Origin of the sequence: Bacteroides pyogenes, assembly GCF_014196225.1 — a bacterium.
Taxonomy (GTDB): Bacteria; Bacteroidota; Bacteroidia; order Bacteroidales; family Bacteroidaceae; genus Bacteroides; species Bacteroides pyogenes_A.
Map to the genome: position 1 here is coordinate 99,697 of NZ_JACIDI010000001.1, position 22,063 is coordinate 121,759.

General features: G+C 43.2%; 20 protein-coding genes, 2 pseudogenes and 1 riboswitch. Of the genes and pseudogenes, 11 read left to right on the top strand and 11 right to left on the bottom strand.

Going from position 1 to position 22,063, the window contains the following annotated elements:
* The first annotated feature begins 10 nt into the window (after positions 1–10).
* From GGR07_RS00350 to GGR07_RS00365, 4 genes are all read left to right on the top strand, one after another.
* The gene (locus GGR07_RS00350) at positions 11–889 is read left to right on the top strand and encodes a hypothetical protein (protein WP_021644510.1); all 879 of its coding nucleotides are present in this window, start codon (positions 11–13) and stop codon (positions 887–889) included.
* A gap of 6 nt (positions 890–895) precedes the next feature.
* Positions 896–1,273: a preprotein translocase subunit SecG gene (secG, locus tag GGR07_RS00355; RefSeq protein WP_021644509.1), complete on the top strand. Its 378-nt coding sequence runs from the start codon at positions 896–898 to the stop codon at positions 1,271–1,273.
* Positions 1,274–1,403: 130 nt separating this feature from the next.
* Positions 1,404–3,068: an MFS transporter gene (locus tag GGR07_RS00360; RefSeq protein WP_122056535.1), complete on the top strand. Its 1,665-nt coding sequence runs from the start codon at positions 1,404–1,406 to the stop codon at positions 3,066–3,068.
* Positions 3,069–3,145: 77 nt separating this feature from the next.
* On the top strand, positions 3,146–3,493 hold the full coding sequence (locus tag GGR07_RS00365) for a PqqD family protein (RefSeq protein WP_034542685.1): 348 nt from the start codon (positions 3,146–3,148) through the stop codon (positions 3,491–3,493).
* Here GGR07_RS00365 and GGR07_RS00370 read toward each other — a convergent pair.
* From GGR07_RS00370 to GGR07_RS00385, 4 genes are all read right to left on the bottom strand, one after another.
* Positions 3,483–3,764, bottom strand: a complete 282-nt coding sequence (locus GGR07_RS00370; protein WP_021644506.1) for a hypothetical protein — start codon at positions 3,762–3,764, stop codon at positions 3,483–3,485. The genes GGR07_RS00365 and GGR07_RS00370 overlap by 11 nt on opposite strands.
* A gap of 20 nt (positions 3,765–3,784) precedes the next feature.
* On the bottom strand, positions 3,785–4,849 hold the full coding sequence (locus GGR07_RS00375) for a DUF4831 family protein (RefSeq protein WP_122056698.1): 1,065 nt from the start codon (positions 4,847–4,849) through the stop codon (positions 3,785–3,787).
* 159 nt (positions 4,850–5,008) lie between these two features.
* Positions 5,009–6,520 carry an NAD(P)H-hydrate dehydratase gene (locus GGR07_RS00380; RefSeq protein ID WP_122056536.1) on the bottom strand — a complete coding sequence of 504 codons (1,512 nt, stop codon included), beginning with the start codon at positions 6,518–6,520 and terminating at the stop codon, positions 5,009–5,011.
* A 608-nt stretch (positions 6,521–7,128) separates the two neighbouring features.
* Positions 7,129–7,383 (bottom strand): type B 50S ribosomal protein L31, encoded by a 255-nt coding sequence (locus GGR07_RS00385; RefSeq protein WP_034542636.1) that lies wholly within the window; start codon positions 7,381–7,383, stop codon positions 7,129–7,131.
* A gap of 299 nt (positions 7,384–7,682) precedes the next feature.
* On the opposite strand from GGR07_RS00385, the gene GGR07_RS00390 reads away from it, so the two are divergent.
* Positions 7,683–8,687 carry a class II fructose-bisphosphate aldolase gene (locus tag GGR07_RS00390; RefSeq protein WP_021644499.1) on the top strand — a complete coding sequence of 335 codons (1,005 nt, stop codon included), beginning with the start codon at positions 7,683–7,685 and terminating at the stop codon, positions 8,685–8,687.
* Positions 8,688–9,102: 415 nt separating this feature from the next.
* On the opposite strand, the gene GGR07_RS00395 is transcribed toward GGR07_RS00390, so the two are convergent.
* The 7 genes and pseudogenes from GGR07_RS00395 to GGR07_RS13830 all read right to left on the bottom strand — a co-directional run bounded on the left by GGR07_RS00395 (position 9,103) and on the right by GGR07_RS13830 (position 11,438).
* Positions 9,103–9,447 carry a transposase gene (locus GGR07_RS00395; RefSeq protein ID WP_122056537.1) on the bottom strand — a complete coding sequence of 115 codons (345 nt, stop codon included), beginning with the start codon at positions 9,445–9,447 and terminating at the stop codon, positions 9,103–9,105.
* Positions 9,440–9,484 (bottom strand): annotated as a pseudogene (locus GGR07_RS14130) (hypothetical protein); the annotation flags it as partial. The pseudogene GGR07_RS14130 and the gene GGR07_RS00395, both read right to left, overlap by 8 nt.
* Before the next feature lie 455 nt (positions 9,485–9,939).
* A complete protein-coding gene (locus GGR07_RS13810; RefSeq protein WP_256680625.1) occupies positions 9,940–10,479 on the bottom strand; it encodes a hypothetical protein in 540 nt (179 codons plus the stop codon).
* 41 nt (positions 10,480–10,520) lie between these two features.
* Positions 10,521–10,685 (bottom strand): annotated as a pseudogene (locus GGR07_RS13815) (transposase); the annotation flags it as partial.
* Positions 10,657–10,767: a hypothetical protein gene (locus tag GGR07_RS14135; RefSeq protein WP_338065891.1), complete on the bottom strand. Its 111-nt coding sequence runs from the start codon at positions 10,765–10,767 to the stop codon at positions 10,657–10,659. The pseudogene GGR07_RS13815 and the gene GGR07_RS14135, both read right to left, overlap by 29 nt.
* A gap of 276 nt (positions 10,768–11,043) precedes the next feature.
* Complete coding sequence (locus GGR07_RS14025) at positions 11,044–11,322, bottom strand: transposase (protein WP_317616689.1); 279 nt, start codon at positions 11,320–11,322, stop codon at positions 11,044–11,046.
* Complete coding sequence (locus tag GGR07_RS13830; protein ID WP_231381858.1) at positions 11,250–11,438, bottom strand: transposase; 189 nt, start codon at positions 11,436–11,438, stop codon at positions 11,250–11,252. Before GGR07_RS13830 ends, GGR07_RS14025 begins: the two co-directional genes overlap by 73 nt.
* A 451-nt stretch (positions 11,439–11,889) precedes the next feature.
* Positions 11,890–12,102: riboswitch (cobalamin riboswitch) on the top strand.
* A 214-nt stretch (positions 12,103–12,316) separates the two neighbouring features.
* On the opposite strand from GGR07_RS13830, the gene GGR07_RS00415 reads away from it, so the two are divergent.
* From GGR07_RS00415 to GGR07_RS00440, 6 genes are all read left to right on the top strand, one after another.
* Positions 12,317–14,380, top strand: a complete 2,064-nt coding sequence (locus tag GGR07_RS00415) for a TonB-dependent receptor (protein WP_051322488.1) — start codon at positions 12,317–12,319, stop codon at positions 14,378–14,380.
* Positions 14,381–14,394: 14 nt separating this feature from the next.
* Positions 14,395–15,567 carry a YncE family protein gene (locus GGR07_RS00420; RefSeq protein ID WP_034542684.1) on the top strand — a complete coding sequence of 391 codons (1,173 nt, stop codon included), beginning with the start codon at positions 14,395–14,397 and terminating at the stop codon, positions 15,565–15,567.
* 51 nt (positions 15,568–15,618) lie between these two features.
* Positions 15,619–17,637: a PKD-like domain-containing protein gene (locus GGR07_RS00425; protein WP_260168013.1), complete on the top strand. Its 2,019-nt coding sequence runs from the start codon at positions 15,619–15,621 to the stop codon at positions 17,635–17,637.
* Positions 17,638–17,675: 38 nt separating this feature from the next.
* A complete protein-coding gene (locus GGR07_RS00430; RefSeq protein ID WP_021644856.1) occupies positions 17,676–18,464 on the top strand; it encodes a hypothetical protein in 789 nt (262 codons plus the stop codon).
* Positions 18,465–18,502: 38 nt separating this feature from the next.
* A complete protein-coding gene (locus tag GGR07_RS00435) occupies positions 18,503–20,416 on the top strand; it encodes a DUF5074 domain-containing protein (protein ID WP_021644855.1) in 1,914 nt (637 codons plus the stop codon).
* Between the two features lie 341 nt (positions 20,417–20,757).
* Positions 20,758–21,738 (top strand): IdeS/Mac family cysteine endopeptidase, encoded by a 981-nt coding sequence (locus GGR07_RS00440; protein ID WP_034542630.1) that lies wholly within the window; start codon positions 20,758–20,760, stop codon positions 21,736–21,738.
* The last annotated feature ends 325 nt before the right edge of the window (positions 21,739–22,063 follow it).

The window sequence follows — 22,063 nt, forward strand, 5'->3', positions numbered from 1 at the left end:
TTTAATTTAAATGACTTCCGCCAACCTTCAAGAATGGATTGAGCATCCCGAAAAACTGGATAGGGATACGCTGTACGAGCTACGAAATATGCTTGCGAGATATCCTTATTTCCAGACGCTTCGCCTGTTGTATCTCAAAAATTTATATCTCCTTCACGATATCAGTTTTGGGACGGAGTTGCGCAAGTCCGTTTTGTATGCGGCTGACCGACAAAAACTGTTTTACCTCATCGAGGCCGGAAATTTTGCCATACAGCCGCGAAAAGAGAATATTGCAGCTGAAGAGGCTGTCGAAGAGGAACCTTCTGTCGACCGTACGTTGGCTTTGATCGACGCTTTTTTGGCTAACGCTCCTGAAGAAATAACCAATCAAACGGGTTTGCCCGATTACAGTACGGACTATACGGCTTACCTGTTGCAGGATGAAGCGGCGGGTGAAGTTGCCGAACCGCACCATCGGCTGAAGGGATACGAGCTGATCGACCATTTCATCGAGAATAGCGAAAAAGATGCTCTTTTGCCGATGAGAGGGGGAACTGACAATTCTTCGGCAGGATTGTCGCGCAATGATTCGGAACCTTCTGCCGACCCGGAGTATGATGTTACAGTGCATGAGAAAGAAATAAAGTCGGGAAACGAGAATGTTGCAGTGCATAAAGAAGTAAGCACATGCGCCGAAAGTATTCAAGATGATCGGGTGGAGAAAGAAGACGAGGATGACAGCTGTTTTACTGAAACTTTAGCTAAAATATACATAAAACAGCAACGATATTCGAAAGCTCTTGAAATAATTAAAAAATTAAGTTTGAAATATCCAAAAAAAAACGCTTACTTTGCAGACCAAATCCGTTTTTTAGAGAAATTGATTATTAACGCTAATTCAAAATAACTAAAGATGTACTTATTATTGATTATTTTAATGGTTATAGCATCCTTGTTGATGTGCTTCATTGTGCTGATTCAGAATTCGAAAGGAGGCGGTCTGGCTTCCGGTTTCTCTTCATCCAATGCAATTATGGGTGTGCGTAAGACTACCGATTTTCTGGAAAAAGCGACATGGTTCCTGGCTGCTTTCATGGTTGTGATGAGCATTGCCGCAGCTTATGCCCTTCCGAGTGCTTCGGCAACGCAGGATGTGGTGTTGGAACAAGCACAGAAAGATGAACAGACTAACCCGTATAACATGCCTGCCGGTACGGACGCTCCCAAAACCGACGAAGTGCCCGCTCAATCAGAGCCTGCCACAGAGACTCCGGCGCCTGTTGCAGAATAGCCTCAGGCTTTTCTGTCGGTAGCTGTTATACTTGATTTGATAGGCGAAGCGGTAACTCTGTCCGGGTTGCGGCTTCGCTTACTTTTTTGCGCCGGATTTATTATTAACTAACTATTTATAATTTAATAAAATGGAAACTACAAACGGACTTCATCAAACATTAAGAGATTCGAGCGCAGCGCGTTGGACTGCTTTGTTGCTATTAGCTTCGGCCATGTTCTGCTCTTATATTTTTATGGACATACTGTCGCCTATAAAAGATTTGATGCAGTCGACCCGCGGCTGGGACTCCACGGCATTCGGAACAATGCAGGGAGCTGAAACTTTTCTTAATGTATTTGTCTTCTTCCTTATTTTTGCGGGTATCATCTTGGATAAGATGGGAGTTCGTTTTACTGCTATTCTGTCCGGAGCGGTCATGCTTGTAGGGGCAATCATCAATTGGTATGCAGTAACGGAAATGTTTATTGGCAGCGGATTGGAAAGATGGTTTACCAATAATCTGAACTATATACCGGGATTCGATGAGCTGGGTATTTCTCCTTTTTATGAAGGAATGCTCGCTTCGGCTAAGTTTGCGGCTTGCGGCTTTATGATTTTCGGTTGTGGGGTAGAAATGGCAGGTATTACAGCGTCTCGCGGAATCGTAAAGTGGTTTAAAGGCCGTGAGATGGCTTTGGCTATGGGGTCGGAGATGGCTTTGGCGCGGCTGGGAGTGGCCACCTGTATGATATTCTCTCCCGTATTTGCCAAGTTAGGCGGAAACATCGATGTTTCCCGGTCGGTGGCTTTTGGAGTCGTGCTGCTGATGATTGCGCTGATCATGTTCATCGTTTATTATTTTATGGATAAGAAACTGGACATGCAAACGGGCGAGTCGGAAGAAAAAGACGAACCTTTCAAGGTGAGTGATTTGGGAAAGATACTTTCGAGCGGAGGCTTCTGGGTTGTGGCATTGCTTTGCGTGCTTTATTATTCGGCTATTTTCCCGTTTCAAAAGTATGCGGTGAATATGTTGCAATGTAATTTGACTTTTAAAGAAATCGATCCTTCTTCTTTTTGGGCAACCAATACCGTGACCGTCATTCAGTATTGCATCATGCTGGTGGTAGCGGCCGCTGCGTTTGCCAGCAATTTCTCCAAGCGTAAAGCGAAGAAATATGGCCTGCTTATCCTGGCCTCCTTGGCTCTGGTGCTTTTCTGCTGGATGGGTTACAAACGCCAAAGCGCGGAAACGGTATTTGCGGTATTCCCTATTTTAGCTGTCGGCATCACCCCCATATTGGGAAATTATGTAGACCATAAGGGAAAGGCTGCGACCATGCTGGTCATGGGTTCGTTGCTGCTCATTGCCTGTCATCTGATTTTTGCTTTTGTTCTTCCGGAGCTTAGAGGGAATGTCGTTGGAGGTTTTGTTGTCGCTTATCTTACCATTCTTGTGCTGGGGGCGAGCTTCTCTTTGGTTCCCGCTTCTTTATGGCCGAGTGTGCCGAAGCTGGTCGATGCGAACATCATCGGCAGCGCTTATGCCCTTATTTTCTGGATTCAAAATATCGGGTTATGGCTTTTCCCGTTGCTTATAGGTAAAGTTCTCGATAAAACTAATCCGCAATTGGTGGCTGATTTGCGTGACGGAGTCATTACTGCCGAAGAGGCGGCTATCTCTTACGATTACACTATGCCGTTGGTGATGTTGGCAGGATTGGGAGTCGCCGCTCTTATCTTGGGTTTTGTGCTTAAGGTAGTCGACAGGAAGAAAGGCTACGGGCTGGAGCTCCCCAATATCAAAGAGTAAGCAGGCAAAACAAAGATATTTGCTATTGGTTGCAGTTCGGCAAAGCAGGTAAGGTCTAAACAGTTTTTTGAATGGCTATGGCTTCTAAAGAGAAAGTGAATCTGTTGCAGGTTATTCCCTGTCGTAGTCCGCGCATCACAACATGTAAGGAAGGAGAGGAGACCGTTCTCTCCTTTCCTCGTTTTAAGAATGCGTGGATAAATCGTTATTTACTGCCGAAAGGCGTATCGAAAGAAATTCATGTTCGTCTGGAGAAACATGGAGCGGCTGTATGGGAACTTATAGACGGAAGACGAACGGCAGGTGAAATTATAGAAAAACTCGCGGCGCACTTCGGCAACGAAGCGGGCTACGAGTCGCGTATTGCTTCTTTTCTTTTTCAGTTGCGGAAAGACGGCTTTATAAAACTGACCGTCATTGAATGAAAAGCTTCCATAGAATAAAGAACAGGGCTACCGTGATACCGAATATAATGAGGGTTCCCCATGTGAAGTAGCGCGCGTCTTTTTCTTTTTTTATTTTCGTCTCTTTAATGATGTATTCCATTTCTTCGGGCGTAGTATCCGGCATGGAAAGAGAATTCCCCATCTGCATCTTCTTCAATTGCTGATTTCTCCGTTCGCGGTTTAAGCGAGAAGCTTCTCTTCCTTGACGGAGCCGATGGATCATATCAAGCATGTGTCCTTCGCCGCCCATGTCTTTTTCGTTTTAAGTTTTTATCTGTTGTCTTCCCGATCTATTTTCAACAACCCTCCGGTAGAAGTGTCGAAATAGACTTTGATGGTAGAGTTCTTGTTGAACAATACCGGAGCCAGATATTCCACAATCCCGAATTGAGTGACGGGTATTTCTCCTTCGTAGAGTTTCTTCCTGCCGTCTGTCAGTGTCACCAAAGCTTGTCCCGGCACGTTGTAAGCTATCCCCTCGAGCTTTTTCTTTTTCTTTTCGTCTTCTTCGGGGATGTTTATTTTCTTCAGGTCTTTCAGACTGATGTAGTAAGGCTCGCCTGCGAGGTCGTTAACGGCTACTATACCCAATTTTCTGGAGAAACGGAAAACTATTTCTTTGTCGAATTCTTTGTCAGGCGTCAGGCGGACCGTGAAAGTTCTGACCTCTTCATCGCGTGTGCCGGAGAACATTTCCGTCATCGCCTCTTCCTGCTTGTTCAGGTTGTCGAGCATAATTTTCAGCTGGGCGCCGTCTTGCGGCATATTGTCGGCCTGCCCGCGGAGAAGTGCGTTTCTGCTTTCGCGGATGTTGTATATTTCTTTGGCTACCAGTTCCGCCATTTTCGCGGTGGAGTTGGTCATAAGAATTTCTTCGGTGAGGAAATCGCGCGGATTCGTCTTTCGGCGTGTTGCCGCAACAAGCGGCTCCATCCTCTTTTCTTTTCCTCCGCCATAGGGTACATTGATCGATTCCACAATTCCGTCTTCCGTAAGCGTGAGCAGGGGAGCCACTGTCTTGTCTTTCATCTTGACGAAGTAAGTCGCTTCGCTATCGGGGATTCCCGCCGATCTGACCTTTATCCCGCTCAGCTCCCAGTATTCTTCGGCAACGACGGGAACGTCGGACATACGTAAGTAGCGGTCGGCATATTTGCCGAACTCTCCGGGCGTATAGCTGATTTTCTTCGCTTTTATTTCAATTTCGATTTCAGTTTTCGGCAGCATGTATACCACGCCGTAATCTTTTCCGCGAGTCACTCCTGTGAGAACTTCCGTTTGCGCATGGGCAGAAGTTGCCATCAGCAGGCCTGTCGCTATAATTAACTTTTTCATATTCGGTTCTTTTTCTTGGTTTAAAAAAACAAAGTTAATGAAGTTCCGCATAAACCGCTAAGTTCTTAACGTTTATTCGCTTACGGTTTTTCTTTTATTTGCCTGTCAATTGCCGGCGGTGTATAAGATAGGTCGTGACAAAGAGGCTGACTTTTTCTTTTATTCGCCTATCAATTGCCAGGCCTTTGGCAGATTGGAAACGATATCGCTTGCGATCAGTCCCGTCATTCCTTTCTTCTTTTGCGCGAGGTTTCCCGCCAGTCCGTGTATGTATGTTCCTATTTTGCACGCTTCTTCCGCCGTATATCCTTGTGCGGTCAAGGCTAAAACAATTCCGGTCAGCACATCTCCGCTACCGCCTGTCGCCATGCCCGGATTTCCCGTCGGGTTGAAGTAGCACTTTCCTTCGGGAGTGATGATGGCAGAGTAAGCCCCTTTTAAAATGATGTGTACGTCGGCAGTCTGCGCCAGTTCGCGGGCTTTGGCCAGACGCTCGTAAGAATCCTGACATTTGCCTGCGAGACGATCCAGCTCTTTGGGGTGAGGCGTGAGGATGCATCCTTTGGGCAAATGAGTCAGCTCATGCCGATGATTGGCGATGATGTTGAGCGCGTCGGCATCCAGCACCATCGGAGTCTGACACTGTGTCAACAATTGGAGCAACGCCATCTCCGTCTCCGCGCTTCGCCCCAATCCGGGTCCGATGCCGACGGCCTGGTAGTCGTCCGTGTCGGTGGGCGAGGCGAAGCATGTCTCACTTCCGTCTGCTTCCACCATTGCTTCGGGAACAGCTGTCTGGAGGATGTCGTTGTTGCATGCCGGAGCGTGTACCGTAAGCAGTCCCACACCCGAGCGGAGACAAGCGCGAGCCGCCAAAACCGAAGCGCCGGCCATTCCTTTCGAGCCGGCGATTAAAAGAGCGTGCCCGAAGTTTCCTTTGTGGGCAAACCGGTTCCTTGGTTTCATCAGGTAGCGGATGTCTTCCGTTTCCAGTATTTCGTAATCTGTCTCGATTTCTTCGATGCCTTCCTTGCTCAACCCGATGTCCAATATTTCCCATTCGCCGATAAACTCCGCGTTTTCGGGAAACAGGAAAGCCAGTTTGGGAAATTGCAGGCTGAAAGTGACATCGGCGCGAATAATATTGGTTTTGACGTTGAACGTGTTCTCTTCTCCCATCAGGCCCGAAGGAATATCGATCGACGCCACCGTTGCCGGTGAGGCGTTGATGTATTTCACAACCGCCGCGAATCCGCCGCTCAACGGCTTGTTCAGTCCCGAACCGAACAGACCGTCGATTACCAGATGTTCGGCAGTCAGTGTCGGGGGTGCGAACTGTGTGCTGATTTCATGAAAATCCACCTCCTCCATCATCTCCACCAATTCCTTGTTCGTTTGGCAGTCCGGCGAAAGTTTTCCTTTGATGTTGAAAAGGAAAACCTCTGTTTTATATCCTTTCTCCGCCATCATCCGGGCCACAGCCAGCGCGTCTCCTCCATTGTTGCCCGGTCCGGCAAAAAATGTTATCGGCGTTTCCGTGCCCCATCTTTCGGTTATTTCTTTGGTAAGGGCTTGCGCAGCCCGCTCCATCAGGTCGATAGATGCAATCGGTTCATGTTCAATGGTATATGCGTCCAGCTTTTTTATACTGCCGGTAGGGAATATTTTCATTGTAATTTCTTTTTAGAGTTTATCGTACCACAAAATTACACAAAAACTCCGAGAATCGGCTGAAATCGGTTGTTATTTGCCATTTCCGTTCCGTTACGGGCGTTTCCTTTCATCGGCACGCTGTTTGGCGACTTCATATTTCAGGCTTCCTTTATTCCGGATCTTGCCTATGTAGATTGAGGTGGAGCTATGTTCTTTAAGGGAAACCTCCGTATTGAATGAAGAGAGGGCAATTGCTTGATTTAAATTTCAATTCTGGCAGATATGCAGGTGCTGGTTCATCTCTTCCGGCGCAGTTCGCAGCGGGTGTGGTTTTCTTGTCTTTATTTCTGCTTTGAGAGGCTTTTGGATGGCATTCTACTCGGATTCTCAGTTCGAAAGCGGACAGTTGGGGTTCTTCATCTTGCGCAAATCTGTGGCTGGTTTTCCGGAGACGAAGCACGGGGCATGCTTTGGCTTTGGTTTCTCTGTTGCCTGTGGTCCTTTATCCGACGTTTGAAAGCAAAAGGCTGAGGCATTGAAAGCGGTGCATTTCCACTGGAGAGGTAAAGAGAAAGGGACTGTCCGTATGCCGGGCAATCCCTTCGTCTCATTCTAAAAAGATAGAATTATTTCTTTTTACGATTACCGTAGCGGTTCATGAACTTGTCGACACGGCCGGCAGTGTCTACCAGCGTAGATTTACCTGTATAGAACGGGTGTGACGTGTTCGAGATTTCAATCTTCAGCAACGGATATGTTTCACCTTCGAATTCGATGGTCTCTTTAGTTGCTACAGTTGATTTCGACAAAAACATATCGCCGTTTGACATATCTTTGAACACTACCGGACGGTATGATTCTGGATGAAGACCTTTTTTCATTTCAGTATCTGCTTTTAAAAATTATATATTCTGTTACTATTTTGGTAAGAAATAGTGTAATGGTCATTTTTCAGTGCGCAAAGATAATGCATTTCAACGAAATAGCAAAGAAAAAGAATCAAAAAGAAAAGTTTGCCACGCAGAGGTGGCAATAACCCGCGGAAATATCTTTTAATATATTGAAATAGGATTAAATTATTATTATCAATGAGATATTTCCACGTTCTCTTTTTTCTATTAAAAGGATTATTCCTACCTTTGCGTAGAATTTTATTCACTAACAATAAACTTTAAACAAAATGATTAATTACAAAGATTTAGGCCTGGTAAATACCAGAGAGATGTTTGCAAAGGCTATCAAAGGCGGATATGCTATCCCTGCTTTCAACTTCAACAACATGGAGCAGTTGCAAGCCATCATCAAGGCTGCAGTCGAGACTAAATCTCCGGTGATTTTGCAAGTTTCGAAAGGAGCCCGTCAATATGCCAACCAGACTTTGCTGCGTTATATGGCGGAAGGCGCTGTGCAATACGCAAAGGAACTGGGATGCGAAAAGCCGGAAATCGTTCTTCACCTCGATCACGGAGACTCTTTCGAAACCTGCAAATCTTGTATCGATATGGGATTCTCTTCGGTTATGATCGATGGTTCTCACCTTCCTTACGACGAAAACGTTGCGTTGACCAAGAAAGTGGTTGAATACGCTCATCAGTTCGATGTGACTGTAGAGGGCGAGCTGGGTGTATTGGCCGGTGTGGAAGATGATGTTTCCGCAGACCACCATACATATACCGAGCCGGATGAAGTGGTTGATTTCGTTACGAAGACCGGTTGCGACAGCTTGGCTATTTCTATCGGAACTTCTCACGGAGCTTACAAATTTACTCCGGAACAATGTCATGTAGATCCGGCAACAGGCCGTATGGTTCCTCCTCCTTTGGCATTCGACGTGTTGGATGCTGTGATGAAGGAGTTGCCCGGATTCCCCATCGTTCTGCACGGTTCTTCTTCCGTTCCTCAGGAAGAGGTGGAAACGATCAACAAATTCGGTGGAGCGTTGAAGGCTGCTATCGGTATTCCCGAAGAGTGGTTGCGCAAAGCTGCTAAATCTGCGGTTTGCAAAATCAATATCGACTCCGACTCACGTCTGGCTATGACGGCTGCTATTCGTCGTGTGTTTGCTGAGAAACCGGCCGAATTCGACCCCCGCAAGTATCTGGGACCGGCTCGCGACAGCATGGAGAAACTGTACAAGCACAAGATCATCAACGTGTTGGGCTCAGACAATAAGTTGGCTGAATAATAAATATACTTTTAATATATGATTGGATGAAGGCTGTGGCTGTCGATGGCGGTTACAGCCTTTTCTTATTGTAGCGGGGCTCTTCGATGAGTTGTGGAATGCAGTGGTGGGGGAGGACAAAAGCCGCTGTTGCAGGAGAGTGGTTTCGTTTCGTTCGAATAAATGTTCTGCTTGTTTCAATCGGTGGCAGTATTCTGTTCAGGTAAAAGCTCTGCTTGTCTCAACCACCGGCAGTATTGTGCTCAGCTAAGGGCTTTGCGTGCTTCAACCGGCAGCAGTACGGTGCTCAGATAAAAGTTCTGTTTATTTTAATCAGAGATTTCGTTCCCTTTAAATTATTATTGTCCGCTAAACCATAATTATCTACTCCCAACTCGTTAGCTATTAACGTATTTCTATGGAGATATGCAACTTGTTATGCTGGGAATTTAATTGTATTAACAAATTTTGTATTTTTATTGACGGTTGCAAATATTCTCCCTATTAGTTTGAATTTTACATTATTCAGTACTAATAGAGAGTGCTTTCCTTCCTTTTTCTTTCTTTGATAGTAACCTTTTAGTTCCTTGTCAGTTCTTATTGCATTAATGGCGGTAAGGTGGAGCATTGCCTTTATTTTCTTATCAGCCAAGGGATTCACTCTGGCTTTTCCTCTGACAGTTGTTCCCGAAGTGTATTCAAAAAGGTGCGACTTCTGCATATCATGCAAACTTTCTGGAATTGCTGAACGATGTAAATCCCTTTGTAGCAATGATGACATACACTGCAATGGTTTTACCGATACCTAGAATACTCATAAGAAGTTCCTGCTGTCTGTTAAGAAGTTGTTTTGAATTTATATAGTCGTTCCTTATAAATTCAAATTATGCTGAAAATTTCATTTTATCTTGGCGGAAAAACCATTGGAAACTAAAATATAAAAAATTTTCTTTTAGTCTTTCCATCATTTTCTTCAAGTTCCAGGCAGTTGCAGCCAGATAAGCGTTGATTTGTATGCCTTTTTCAGATCACAGGTAATTCTGTTCCATACGGAGGTCCTTTTAAGATGTCCGAACATAGGTTCAATTGCCGCTCTGGCTCTGCATTTGTTTCGTTTCTGCCGTTTTTGACAAGGGGTGTCTTTGGCTTTGGGTTTACCGGGAGTGATGATGCTTACACCCCTTATTTGTTTGCGCCCCCTTTCCGCCTCGATCATAAATCAACTCTTGGGGTAATTTCAACCGACCGGCTTCCATCTGTGCAAGTAGTGGTTCTATTGTATCGCCCCGTCGTAAGGGTTTCCCAAAAATGCTTTTATAGCCGTGATAATTTTTCGCCCTTTTCTACCCGTGATTATCATCCCCACTTTATTGTCGAACCCATATTGCTTGTGCGCCTTTCCCTTAGCAATACAGCGGGTAAAGGGTTTATGCAGACTGTAGATTTTGTCCTTGTCGTTTTTCTGTTGATTCACTGCACGCTTGCAGATTGAAAGGGTCTGTTCGTATTGCTTTTTTTGTGCCTCTGTCATTTTACGTTCAAGTTCCCGAAGTTGGATATTGGCTATCGTTTTCAAGCGACGTTTGGCCTTGCTGGTACGTTTCTTACGTTTGGGATGCTTACCGTTGTATGTGTCCCGAACCAACCGTTTGCTCTCACGTATATAGCTCCGATGCTGCTTGATCCCTTCCTTATCGACAATGGCATTGCACTTGTCGATGACCTTTTTGCAAAGCTTGGCATCGGTAGGAAAGGTGGTGTTATTTTCTTGAACAGTGGTGTCTGAAAGGACAAAACCGGTTTGTCCCGGCAACTTTTTACCGTGTGAAGCTGTACGCTGTAAGCGAATATTTTCCCTATCCCTTCTTCTCCCACACGGTTACGGAAATGGACAAAGTTACTCGGGTCAAAAGGAAACTCATGTTCGAAAAACTCACATCCACAAAAGTACTGGAAATAAACATTCCGAACCCAATACTCGAGAATGTGCTCATCTCCAAGATTGTACAGGTGCTTCAAAAGCTCTGCTGCAATGAGGCCTTTCGCACGTTCTCCTCACTCCAAGATTGTACAGGTGCTTCAAAAGCAGGCAGCCGACCATCAAACGGATGGGAATGCTTGGTGCACCCCGTTGTGAATTCAAAGGAGTAAATTCTTCCTCAAAATATGATCAATCGATCTTGTCTGCCAAAAGAACGAGTTCATGCCCCATATCGATGAAGTCTTTCAGCATCGGGCGAAACAGATCGCGTTGTCCTTTTTCCGATAATTTCCCTAACATAATTTGCAGAGTTTTAGTACCTAAAGAGACAAAATATTGCAAAAAATACAACTGTTTATGAGATTATTTCACTGAATATCTGATAACTATACGCTTTTAAGGAGCAACTATATACCGAAGCTGTTTTATAGGTTCGATAGCCCCTACGCTGTCATGTATATTGGCTGCATGAATTTTTACAGCCATTGGTAATCCCAGAGTATCAACAATGATATGTTCTTTTCTGCCTTTGACTTTCTTTTCACCGTCAATACCATACTCACTACTGTCTATGTGATGAGAAGTTCTCGCGCTTTTGGAGTCTATGAGTCCAATGCTTGGGCTGAAGCTTTGCCAAAGGCTTTTCGAACCGATTCGCGAAGATGGTGTATCAATTCCTCAAAGAGTCCCTCCAACTTCCATTTGCGAAAATAGAAGTAAACGGTTTGCCAAGGACCGAATTCCTTGGGAAGCATACGCCACTGGTAGCCGGTCTTGGTTATGTAGATCATAACATTTATCATTTCACGTAATGACTTTTTTTGCTTCCTTTGGTTGATTTCTACTATATTTTTTATAACTTGTTACTGTTTATCAGTCAGGTTGGTTGGATAATTACTCGTAACTTATGTCTTGATAGCCATAAAGTTAAGAAATAATATTTAATTAACAAGCTGATAAACAATATATTAAATGATTATTCCATAATTCAAAACAACTTCTCAGTTTTGATAAGATTCTGAAATTCGCGAAAGACAAGGTTGAAAAAAAGACTTTACCTCCCGGAAATCCTACGTTGTTTTTACCCTGCCTAATGGAGATACACCTAAACAATTGCTCGCACACAGCCAATACCTTATTCAAATCTTCGGGCATTTACTCTTCTTTCGGAGAAAAGAGGTTTCTGTACGGCATAGAATAAAAATACAAAAACTCCTTGAATTCTAAAATATCTTTCATATCTTTGTTTCCAGTTTTTTTGGTGTCATCCGCCCTATATATTCTTTGGGGTGAATGGTGAAAAGGGAATCAGGTGTAAATCCTGAACAGACCCGCTGCTGTAAGCTCAACCAAAATCCTTGTGCAATATTCAAATCCACTGTCCTGATTATCGGGATGGGAAGGAGGCACAAAGGACGAGTAAGTCAGAAGACCTGCCAAGATTAAATGTTTCATAGCTTTCGGGAAGTTGGAGCTTGAAGTACTAAATAAAACGCACGCTACGGCTGTTTTTTTATTTCATTATTTGGGTTATTCTACCTTTGTAAAAACATTTTACACGTGCGTTAATTTCTCTCAATACCCCACTTCCCGAAAGCTTAATTTTCGGCAAATAATGAATTTATGCAAGAAAATCACACCTTGTCTTGTAATCGGACTATTATTGATTATGGCAGGAAATCTATTTGCACAAACTGGAGTGAATCAGTCCAAGCAAATACCCGGTCAGCTCGTAACTTCTCAATCCGACAAAGATTCAACGGCAATGTCTCTCCAATTGGATGAGCTTGTAGTTTATGGCAGCCTCTTGATGAAGGAGGTGATTCCCGTCCAGAAACTGTCGGGTGAACAACTCAAAAATCTCAGTTCGTTTTCGGTAGCCGATGCCATACGCTATTTTTCAGGCGTACAACTTAAAGACTACGGCGGCATTGGTGGGTTGAAAACTGTGAACGTTCGCAGTATGGGCACACATCACGTGGGTGTTTTCTATGATGGCATTCAGCTGGGCAATGCACAGAATGGACAAATCGATTTGGGCAAATTCTCGCTCGAAAACATCGAAGAGATATCGTTGTATAACGGGCAAAAAAGCAATATCTTTCAACCCGGAAAAGATTTCGGTTCGTCAGCCACAGTCTATTTACGTTCGCGTACACCTCGTTTTGTGGAAAACAAACGATACAATTTGCGCACCTCTGTCAAAGGCGGTTCTTTCGACCTCATAAACCCCTCTGTGCTTTATGAATACAAAATAAACGACAATCTGAGTGCTTCCATAAATGGTGAGTATATCAGCGCTTCCGGAAAATACAAATATCGTTATAAACGTGTTTATCCTAACAGCCGCGAAGTGATGTACGATACCACTGCTGTGAGGAAGAACGGCGATATCTATTCTGTCCGTTTTGAAGGAGGATTGTTCGGAACAATACCCAAAGGGTATTGGCGGGTGAAAACCTATTTCTACGATTCGGAACGAGGTATACCCGGAGCCATTGTGAACAACAAATGGAAAAACTCGCAACGCCAATGGGATAGAAGTTTCTTCACGCAAGGGGTTTTTCAGAAAAGCATTACTCCAAAATACGATATTTTGGTTAACGCCAAGTTTGCGTACGACTATATGCACTACCTTAATCCCGACACTACGCTGATGCTTATCGACAATACCTTTAAGCAGAAAGAAGTATATGCTTCTGTAAGCAATAAATACTCCATCACTCGCAATTGGGACGCTGTGCTGTCTGCAGATGTGCAGTACAACACGCTGACCTCCGATTTAGACGGTTTTGTTTTTCCGAAACGGCTCACTACGCTTGTTGCTTTGGCAAGTGCTGCCGACCTTGGTAAAGTAAAAATGCAGGGAAGTATGTTGGCTACTTTCGTGCGCGAACGTATCAGATCGGGGAACACTACTGCCGACGACAATGTTGAAGCCGCACCCGATAAACGTGAATTTACCCCTGCCTTTTTTGTATCCTACAAACCATTCAAAAGTCAGAACTTCAACATCCGCGCTTTTTACAAACATATTTTCCGAATGCCTACGTTTAACGACCTCTACTATACCGATATTGGCAATATCAAACTTAAACCGGAGTATACTCATCAATATAATGTGGGATTTCGATACGAAAAATCATACGAGAAAAACATCATCAAGCATTGGGAATTTCAAACCGATGCCTACTACAACGAAGTTACTGATAAAATTGTTGCCGTACCCAAAGGCACTGGGCAATACCGATGGATGATGATGAACTTGGGCTGCGTGGAAATTCGTGGTGTAGATGTCTCCGCATCCACAACCATTGAGCCGCTCAAAGATTTGCTATTCAATCTTCGTCTGACATACACCTATCAAAAAGCACAAGATTTCACTAACCGGGAAAATCCATTCTTGCAAGAACTGACCTACGGCGGTCAAATTGCGTATATCCCCTGGCACAACGGATCGGTTGTGGCCGCACTTACGTACAAATCTTGGCAAATGAATTACAGCTTTATATACGTGGGCGAGCGTTATCACAGTTCGGCAAATATTCTTGAGGATTATGAACAGCCTTGGTACACCAACGATATGACAATAAGTAAGAAATTTACAATAAGAAAGATAAATATGCGAGCAGCTTTAGAGATAAATAATATCTACAATCAGAATTACGAAGTAGTACTTAATTATCCCATGCCCGGTAGAAATTACAAACTTTCATTAACACTTGAAATATGATGTTATTAGTGGAGATGCAATGCTTGTGTCTATTAAAAACCGGAACCTTATTCATTGCTTTTCTTGCTGTGCTTTCCTCTTGCCGTGGCGATGTGGAAATGGTTCTTTCGGAAGAAAAACAGTTAACACCTGATTTACAGTCGGCAAAAACCCACGCGGGGTTTTATCTACTTAACGAGGGCAATATGGGCACCAATAAATGTACCCTTGATTTTCTTGACTTCGAAAAAGGTATTTACAAACGTAATATTTACGCCGAAATCAACCCCACTGTCCCCAAAGAGATGGGAGATGTGGGTAACGACATCGGTATATACGGCAGTAAGCTCTATGCAGTAATCAATTGCTCCAATAAAATAGAGGTAATGGATGCCCGAAGCACCAAACGCATCGGCCAGATAGAAATTCCCAACTGCCGATACATTAAATTCCATAAACAATATGCTTATGTAACTTCATATGCCGGTCCAGTAAAAATTGACCCACATTACGAACAGTTAGGTTATGTGGCAAAAGTGGATACCGCCACTCTGAAAGTTATTGATCGCTGTTTAGTAGGTTTTCAACCCGACGAACTGGAAATAGTTGACGGTAAAATATACGTTGCCAATTCCGGTGGGTATATGGGTGCCGGGGATTTAAAAGGATACGAACGGACAGTCTCAGTTATCGACATAGCTACCTTTAAGGAAGAAAAGAGGATTCCTGTGGCTTGGAACCTGCATCGTATAAAGGCGGATAAAAGAGGAAATCTTTGGGTAAGTTCGCGTGGCGATTACAAAGGGTATCCTTCACGCTTGTTTTTTCTCGACAAAGAACAACAACGGGTTACCGATACCATAGCTGTTGCCGCAACTCATTATTGGATAGATGATGACCTTTTGTACGTGTATGGAGCTGAATATAGCTATATCAATAAACAAGAATGGACTTTTTCTTATGGGATAGTGGATACAAGAACTCATCAGGTTATTACAAAAAATATTATTACCGATGGTACAGACAAACAGATTGAAATGCCTTATGGCATTATGGTGCATCCCGGTACGAAAGATATTTACATTACCGATGCCGGTAATTTTGTGACTCCGGGTGCATTATATTGCTTTGACCGTTACGGCAGAATGAAATGGAAAGTGCGTGCAGGTAACATTCCTGCTCATTTTGTACTTCTTCCTCAACCATAAAAAACAAAAAACATGAAACAAAAAACTAGCTTATTCCTGTTCTTATTTGCGATGCTGATAAGTTCGTGCAATAAAGATGAAATTTTACCTGCTGCCCCCGTAATATCAGGTTTGGAGGCAGAATATGCCGTTGTGGAAGGCGATAAACTGCCCCTGATGCCTACGATAGACAATAAGGAAGGCGTTTCCTATCGTTGGATGCTGGACGGCAAAGAAGTATCAACCGCATCCGGTTACACATTTTTAGCATCGGTAACGGGCGACTACACCATAATGTTTACGGCTACCAACAAAGGTGGTTCAGATCAGAAAAGAATAACCATAAAAGTGTTGAAAAAAGATGAACCTCCTTTCATCACCGGTTTAAAAGAAGAGTATGCCGTAACGGTTGAAACCGATTTGTTGTTAAAGCCCGAAATAACGGGAAGTGGCAATATAGCCATTGATTGGTTGTTGGATGGGAAAAGCGTTGCAAGTAAATCAGAATACACATTTAATGCAGAAAAAACAGGCAGTTATAAGCTCGTGCTGAAAGCAACCAACAAAGGTGGCACTACTCAAAAAGAAATATTAATTACAGTAATAGAGAAAGGGCTTGCACCGGCTATCTCGAATATTAATGAGAAATATGAAATTGCTCCCGGAATTGGTTTGGTGCTACGTCCATCTGTTGCAAGCGATACGCAAGTAGCTTATTCGTGGACACTAAACGGAAAAGAAGTGGCGGATACTCCTGAATACACTTTCAAAGCCGCCCAACCAGGCAATTATATTCTTACCCTGAAAGTTACAAATGAAAATGGTTCGTTTGAAAAGCAAATATCTATTGCAGTGGAGATTAAAACTCAAGATATAAAAACAACAGCTTACAATGTATTGCTTTTTGATTTTACATCATTTGAGTCCATTCCCCAAGACCTGAAATTGTCAATAATAAAGGCCCCGTCAGAACTGTATCGGATTTCACTTACTAATGAGAAAAAGCCGATGTTTGTTGCAGCAGAGCCCGGATCCTACACATTAGAGGTATCCAGTGATAACGTAATCTCGGAAATCGTCCAAATAGAAGTAGTCAATCTTCCTAAGAGTCCGTCACCATACATCGCACGCGTGTTTGATTACCGTCCTGCACCCGGACAGTTTGTGAATAAGCTTCCTGAATATGCCAGAGGCGACACATACGAAGATATGGTGCGGAAAGCCGGAGAGTGGATCGTGGGAGAAGACGCCTTTATGATAACCCTTGGTGGATGGGGAGGCTATGTAACTTTTGGATTTGACCATACGATTATAAATGTAGAAGGCAAGCGAGACTTTAGAATAAACGGAAATGCTTTTGGTGCTAACGATAACAAACGTCCCGGTGCACCGTTTGGCGGCAGCTGCGAGCCGGGCATCATTATGGTGGCTTACGATAAAAACAAAAATGGCAAACCTGATGAAGACGAGTGGTGCGAAATAAAGGGAAGTGGAAATTTTTCGGCGAGAAATGAACCGTGGTACACCATTGCAAAAGATAACGGAAACGATGTGAATGTATATCGGGATTATGAGATGACCTACTACCGTCCGGCCAAAGAAGAACCCGAAATATATGCAGAACCCGATAATCCATTAGCATTTACGATTATAAAAGACTATATCCGCTGGAAAGATAATAAAAATCATAGTGGCTATAAGATAAAAAACGTGTATCATAAGCAAAGCTATTATCCGGGATGGATAAAAGAAGACAAAATGACTTTTAAAGGAATACGTCTCGCCGAAAATGCCGTGGATGAAGGCAAATTTAATCCCGGCATAAATTCTGGCGGAGTTTATTTTGTTCTCTACGGCTACAGATACGGGTATGTGGACAACCAACCGAATCAGGGAGACGGTTCGGCCATTGACATTGATTGGGCTATTGACAAAGACGGCAACCCTGCTAACCTGCCCGGTATTGATTTTGTGAAAGTATATAACGGTGTAAACCAAGAAAACGGATGGTTGGGGGAAACTTCTACTGAGGTACAACGGGGGGAAGATCTGCATATGCTTGGAGTAAATATTGACACAATAAAAGACTGATTATAAATCAAATCACTAATTATTTAAATATTGTCACAATGAAAAAAATATTCTCATTTTTGACATTGACAGCACTGATCGTATTTGCATCGTGCTCAAAAGAAAACATCGTTTCTACGGATAATGATGTTGTTGCTCCGGGATCCGAACAGATACTTACAGTACAGGGACATCCTTATGAGGTGTCAAAATCGCAAGTAAAGAATATCAAGAAGTCTTCCCGCTCAGTGATGATTTCTTTAAATGGGGGCGATCCGGGTTTCTCAATGGACGACATCCAATTTTGGGCAGGCACAGGAACCAACAAAGCTGCAATGGTTATTGAATGGCACGATGGGAAAACGAGCGATGCTTTGGTATGGGGCTATAAATGGAATGGCACTGCTTATGGATTTGATATGATACGTGAAATTGTAAAAGCAGATCCTCGCCTGATATTTCTTACTCATATGACCGGACCGATGGGCAATACTATTGCCGGATTAGGATACAATATTAACCAAACGGGGGCACATTATTTAATTTACGATGAAGATAGTACAAATCCACATTATCCGATAGATGGAATCGTTGTTACAAATGCCTATAACTATGACAATTGGAGATATTCAGACCCGGCAGACCATTGGCGGTCGGGTTGGTACCAAGGCTATTGGAGTTATTGGGTAAAAGATTCGAAAGAAGAAGAATGGCAATACTCTAATTGGGGAGCTTCGAGCCGCGAACTTGTAAACGGCAGTTGGGACGGATGGTCATACCTCGATGATATGAGTATATGGACAGGGCGTCCGCTCGGAAATAAATTTACTCCCGCAGCATTGAATTAATACAAAACATATAGTCAAACAATTAAAAATTACTCGTAATGAAAAAACTAACAAACTTCTTAGTTATTTTGCTCAGCAGTGTCGTATTGTTTAGCTGCTCGTATGACGATTCTTTTTTGAAAGAGGAAATCGAAAAAATGAAAACCGATATAAAATCGTTGAAAGAACAAACGACATCGCTGAAAACCGTTGTCGATGCGTTGAATGCCGGCAAGGTAATAACCAATGTCAAAAAACTTGCCGATGACAAAGGATATAAAATCACATTTAACGATGGTGCCGCTATTGAAGTGCTCAATGGTGAAAAAGCACCTGTCATCGGAATTCAAGAATCGGAAAACGTGTATTACTGGACAATTACCACCAACGGCAAAACCGAATTTTTACTCGATAAGAACAATCATAAACTGCCCGTATCGGGAAAAGAGGGAAAGCCGGGCAATACTCCCGAGTTGGGAATTGATGCCGAAGGCTATTGGACGGTGAACAACATCCGCATAAAAGACGGGAACGGAAAAGATATAAAAGCAGAGGGAGATTCTTTTTTCAAAGAAGTGAAAGAGAATGAAAGTGAAGTAACCTTTGTTTTGGCAGATGGAAAAACAATCGTAATTCCCAAAGTTGGCGATACGTTTTTATATTTTGAGTTGCCCGAAAACGTACAAATGTTTGTAGGAAAACCCGGAGAGAATTTGCGATTGAGAATAAAATTCGCCAATATAGACGCAATGGAAATTACCACTAAGCCGAATCAATGGCGGGTAAACCTCCACCGTCCTGATAAATATGTAAATGTTTCCATTCCGAAAGACGCAAAATTTGGTGTATACGAAGTCGTTTTGCGCGGGTTAGACAAAAAAGGGTTGGTGTTTATGGCTGTTGCCAAAATAAGTATTGCTGCGGCACAAGGATTTACCGACCCAATGGGTGCCTTTATTCTCAACGAAGGCAATATGACCACCGAAAACGGCTCACTCATCTTTATTTCTTCAAGCGGACACGTTTTTGATAAAGCATACGCCAATATAAACGGACAAGAACTGGGCAACGTAACACAAGACCTTTTCATTAAAGATAAGAAAATATGGATTATCTCGCAAAACGGAACGGTAGCTGCAACCGGAACCGTATTTAAGAACGAAGGAATGCTTGTGGTAGCAAATGCTGAGACAATGAAGCGAGTGGCGGTGTACGATGAGGTGCTTAAAGAAAATGGTAAATACAAATTGAGTTGGCCGACGCACCTTGCCGTATTAAATGACGAAAATGTTTTTATCAGGGACAACCAAGGAGTAAGTTTATTCAACAGTAAAACCGAAGAATTAACCCTTATACCAAATACAAGGGGAGCCGCTAAAAACCGTATGGCTGTGGCAAACAATAAAGTATTCGTGATTAAATCGAGACAACTCATCGTGTTTGAAGCCGATAAAAAAGAAATCGTACATACCATTGATATGGGGGCTGCCATTAGTGGGGTAATAACGTCAAAAGACGGTAATCTATGGGTATCCACAACCGGAAACCCCAATAAAATTTCTAAAGTAGATAGCAAAACTTTCACAATCCTCAAAGAAAATGCAATTACTGAAGGACGTGTGAGCAATGGTTTTTGGTCTACGCCCGGTATAACTGCAAAAGGAGACACATTATATTATTCCGGAGGAAGCCCTGTGATTTATCGTCATATCTTTAGTACAGGAGAATCAAAGAAAATGATAGATACTAAAACATTGGTTTCTAATGCAAATATGGTTTATAATGGACCGGGCGTTCATCCCATCACCGGTGATGTATACATAAATACGATTAAAGGATTCGGTTGGGATTTTACGATAAACAATATCAGTGTTTTCAATTTCGATGAAAAATTACCCTCTCCCCTTAAGGCTAATTACGAAGACTATACGCGTTTCCCGGCAGGAATATTCTTTAGTGCCAATTTTAAATAGGCAGTGAATCAAGAGTATACTGGTGATATGAACCCCGTAAGTTGGGCAGTAAATTATTAAACAGTCTTTAAACTATCTTGAAAGAGTCCGGTATGGCACCGGGCTCTTTCCTTTTAGCCGTGATTGGAGCCTTTTGTTTGAACATCTATCTTCTGCAGAAACGGCAAAACCATATGTGATATACAAAAAACGATTTGTTTGTTTTTAAAGTATTGCTGTCGTCCGGTGAACCTCAGAATAAGACAAAGCCAAGTATGTGTGTAAATTTGCACGCATCTTATAATGATCCGTCCTACTAAATAACTACCTTTGCGCCGATTATCTGCGATGATAACATGAGTATGAATATAAAAACAACGATACAGGACTTTATGAAACAATTTGCCAAGGTATATTATTGTGCGGTCTTATTCCTCATTTCGCTCTACCAACTTCTGTTGACCGGTTGTGAGCATGATGAATATTTCGGGGAAAAACAACCTGAAGTTGAAATCGGACAAGAAAAACCCGAAGAGAACAAGACAGACAATTCCGCCTCTATGGAGCATCATGTTTTTGCTAAAGGAGTGACGGTGGAGCATGGTTGGCACGATGTAGATAAACTGAAAAGGCCGCAGGACGTTATGGCCTGCTGGCTTATTACAGCCTCCAATATGCTTCAGTGGTGGCAAGACAGATATATCGAAGAGGGCTGTAAACTACCCGAAGGTACTCCCAACGGAAAAGGTATAGGCCCATACAGATCGGCTATATTTGATGACGCCATCACCAAATTTGTAAACCTGAATAATGGGGGAAACATTACTAACGGTCTGCTCTGGTACGTAGAAGGGAAAAATGCCGACATTACCGGTCATGCTTATCCTGTGCCCAATACAGGCGGCTATCTTAAGAAAATCCAAGGAAGACAGTTGGAATACGGCGAGAGGTTCTTTCTCTCTTATGATGATTGGGGAAAGATGACTACGGAGAAAGAAGCTTTGCGCGTCTTCTCCGAAAGTCTGATCAAACGGCTTAAAACAGGGGCAGCCATCGGTGTCGACATCAAAACGCATGTAGGTGTTGGCGGGATGTTGCATGCAATCACTCTTTGGGGAGCGGAAGTAAATAACGAGAATGAGGTGACGAGCGTATATATCACAGATTCGGATGATTATGAGCATCAGCTTGTTCGTTGCCCCATAGAGGCCTGCAATAATGAAATTTATAACTCCAAAGAGATTGCCATGAAAATACCTGCCGGAAAGGCTTACGACAAAGGGGCTACTTGGGCAATAATGCGTCTGTTCTATCTGTCACCGCCAAAGTTGACTCATTCTTAATGCTTTAAGCCGAAATGAGGATTTGAGCAGATTTTGCCTCTTCATGACTTTTATGCTTCTCTAAGGCAATTCTGAAAGAACAGAGCTTCTCAAAAAAAGGCGGCGGCGTCTGAAAAAAAACACGGGCGGCCTCTGAAAAAAAGGCGGCGGGCTTTGGAAAAAACACGGCGGGCTTTGAAAAAAAGGCGGCGGGCTTTGAATTGAAACATAATGGTGTTTGAGCAAACACATGACATCGGCGGCCATCGCCGAAGAGTTTTGAATTGAAACATACCGGTGTTTGAACGTGTTTGCCGGCGAACAGGCATACGTTGTCCTGGGCCTT

What these genes read in the sequence shown, in the direction of transcription:
- GGR07_RS00420 (WP_034542684.1), top strand. Translation starts at nt 14,395, where the DNA reads ATGCAATGCTTGTGTCTATTAAAAACCGGAACCTTATTCATTGCTTTT.
- GGR07_RS00370 (WP_021644506.1), bottom strand. Translation starts at nt 3,764, where the DNA reads ATGGGCGGCGAAGGACACATGCTTGATATGATCCATCGGCTCCGTCAA.
- GGR07_RS00440 (WP_034542630.1), top strand. Translation starts at nt 20,758, where the DNA reads ATGAATATAAAAACAACGATACAGGACTTTATGAAACAATTTGCCAAG.
- GGR07_RS00350 (WP_021644510.1), top strand. Translation starts at nt 11, where the DNA reads ATGACTTCCGCCAACCTTCAAGAATGGATTGAGCATCCCGAAAAACTG.
- GGR07_RS00375 (WP_122056698.1), bottom strand. Translation starts at nt 4,849, where the DNA reads ATGAAAAAGTTAATTATAGCGACAGGCCTGCTGATGGCAACTTCTGCC.
- GGR07_RS00360 (WP_122056535.1), top strand. Translation starts at nt 1,404, where the DNA reads ATGGAAACTACAAACGGACTTCATCAAACATTAAGAGATTCGAGCGCA.
- GGR07_RS00365 (WP_034542685.1), top strand. Translation starts at nt 3,146, where the DNA reads ATGGCTTCTAAAGAGAAAGTGAATCTGTTGCAGGTTATTCCCTGTCGT.
- GGR07_RS00415 (WP_051322488.1), top strand. Translation starts at nt 12,317, where the DNA reads ATGGCAGGAAATCTATTTGCACAAACTGGAGTGAATCAGTCCAAGCAA.
- GGR07_RS00430 (WP_021644856.1), top strand. Translation starts at nt 17,676, where the DNA reads ATGAAAAAAATATTCTCATTTTTGACATTGACAGCACTGATCGTATTT.
- GGR07_RS00395 (WP_122056537.1), bottom strand. Translation starts at nt 9,447, where the DNA reads ATGTCATCATTGCTACAAAGGGATTTACATCGTTCAGCAATTCCAGAA.
- GGR07_RS13830 (WP_231381858.1), bottom strand. Translation starts at nt 11,438, where the DNA reads ATGATCTACATAACCAAGACCGGCTACCAGTGGCGTATGCTTCCCAAG.
- GGR07_RS00385 (WP_034542636.1), bottom strand. Translation starts at nt 7,383, where the DNA reads ATGAAAAAAGGTCTTCATCCAGAATCATACCGTCCGGTAGTGTTCAAA.
- GGR07_RS00435 (WP_021644855.1), top strand. Translation starts at nt 18,503, where the DNA reads ATGAAAAAACTAACAAACTTCTTAGTTATTTTGCTCAGCAGTGTCGTA.
- GGR07_RS00425 (WP_260168013.1), top strand. Translation starts at nt 15,619, where the DNA reads ATGCTGATAAGTTCGTGCAATAAAGATGAAATTTTACCTGCTGCCCCC.
- GGR07_RS00390 (WP_021644499.1), top strand. Translation starts at nt 7,683, where the DNA reads ATGATTAATTACAAAGATTTAGGCCTGGTAAATACCAGAGAGATGTTT.
- GGR07_RS14135 (WP_338065891.1), bottom strand. Translation starts at nt 10,767, where the DNA reads ATGGTCGGCTGCCTGCTTTTGAAGCACCTGTACAATCTTGGAGTGAGG.
- GGR07_RS00380 (WP_122056536.1), bottom strand. Translation starts at nt 6,520, where the DNA reads ATGAAAATATTCCCTACCGGCAGTATAAAAAAGCTGGACGCATATACC.
- secG (WP_021644509.1), top strand. Translation starts at nt 896, where the DNA reads ATGTACTTATTATTGATTATTTTAATGGTTATAGCATCCTTGTTGATG.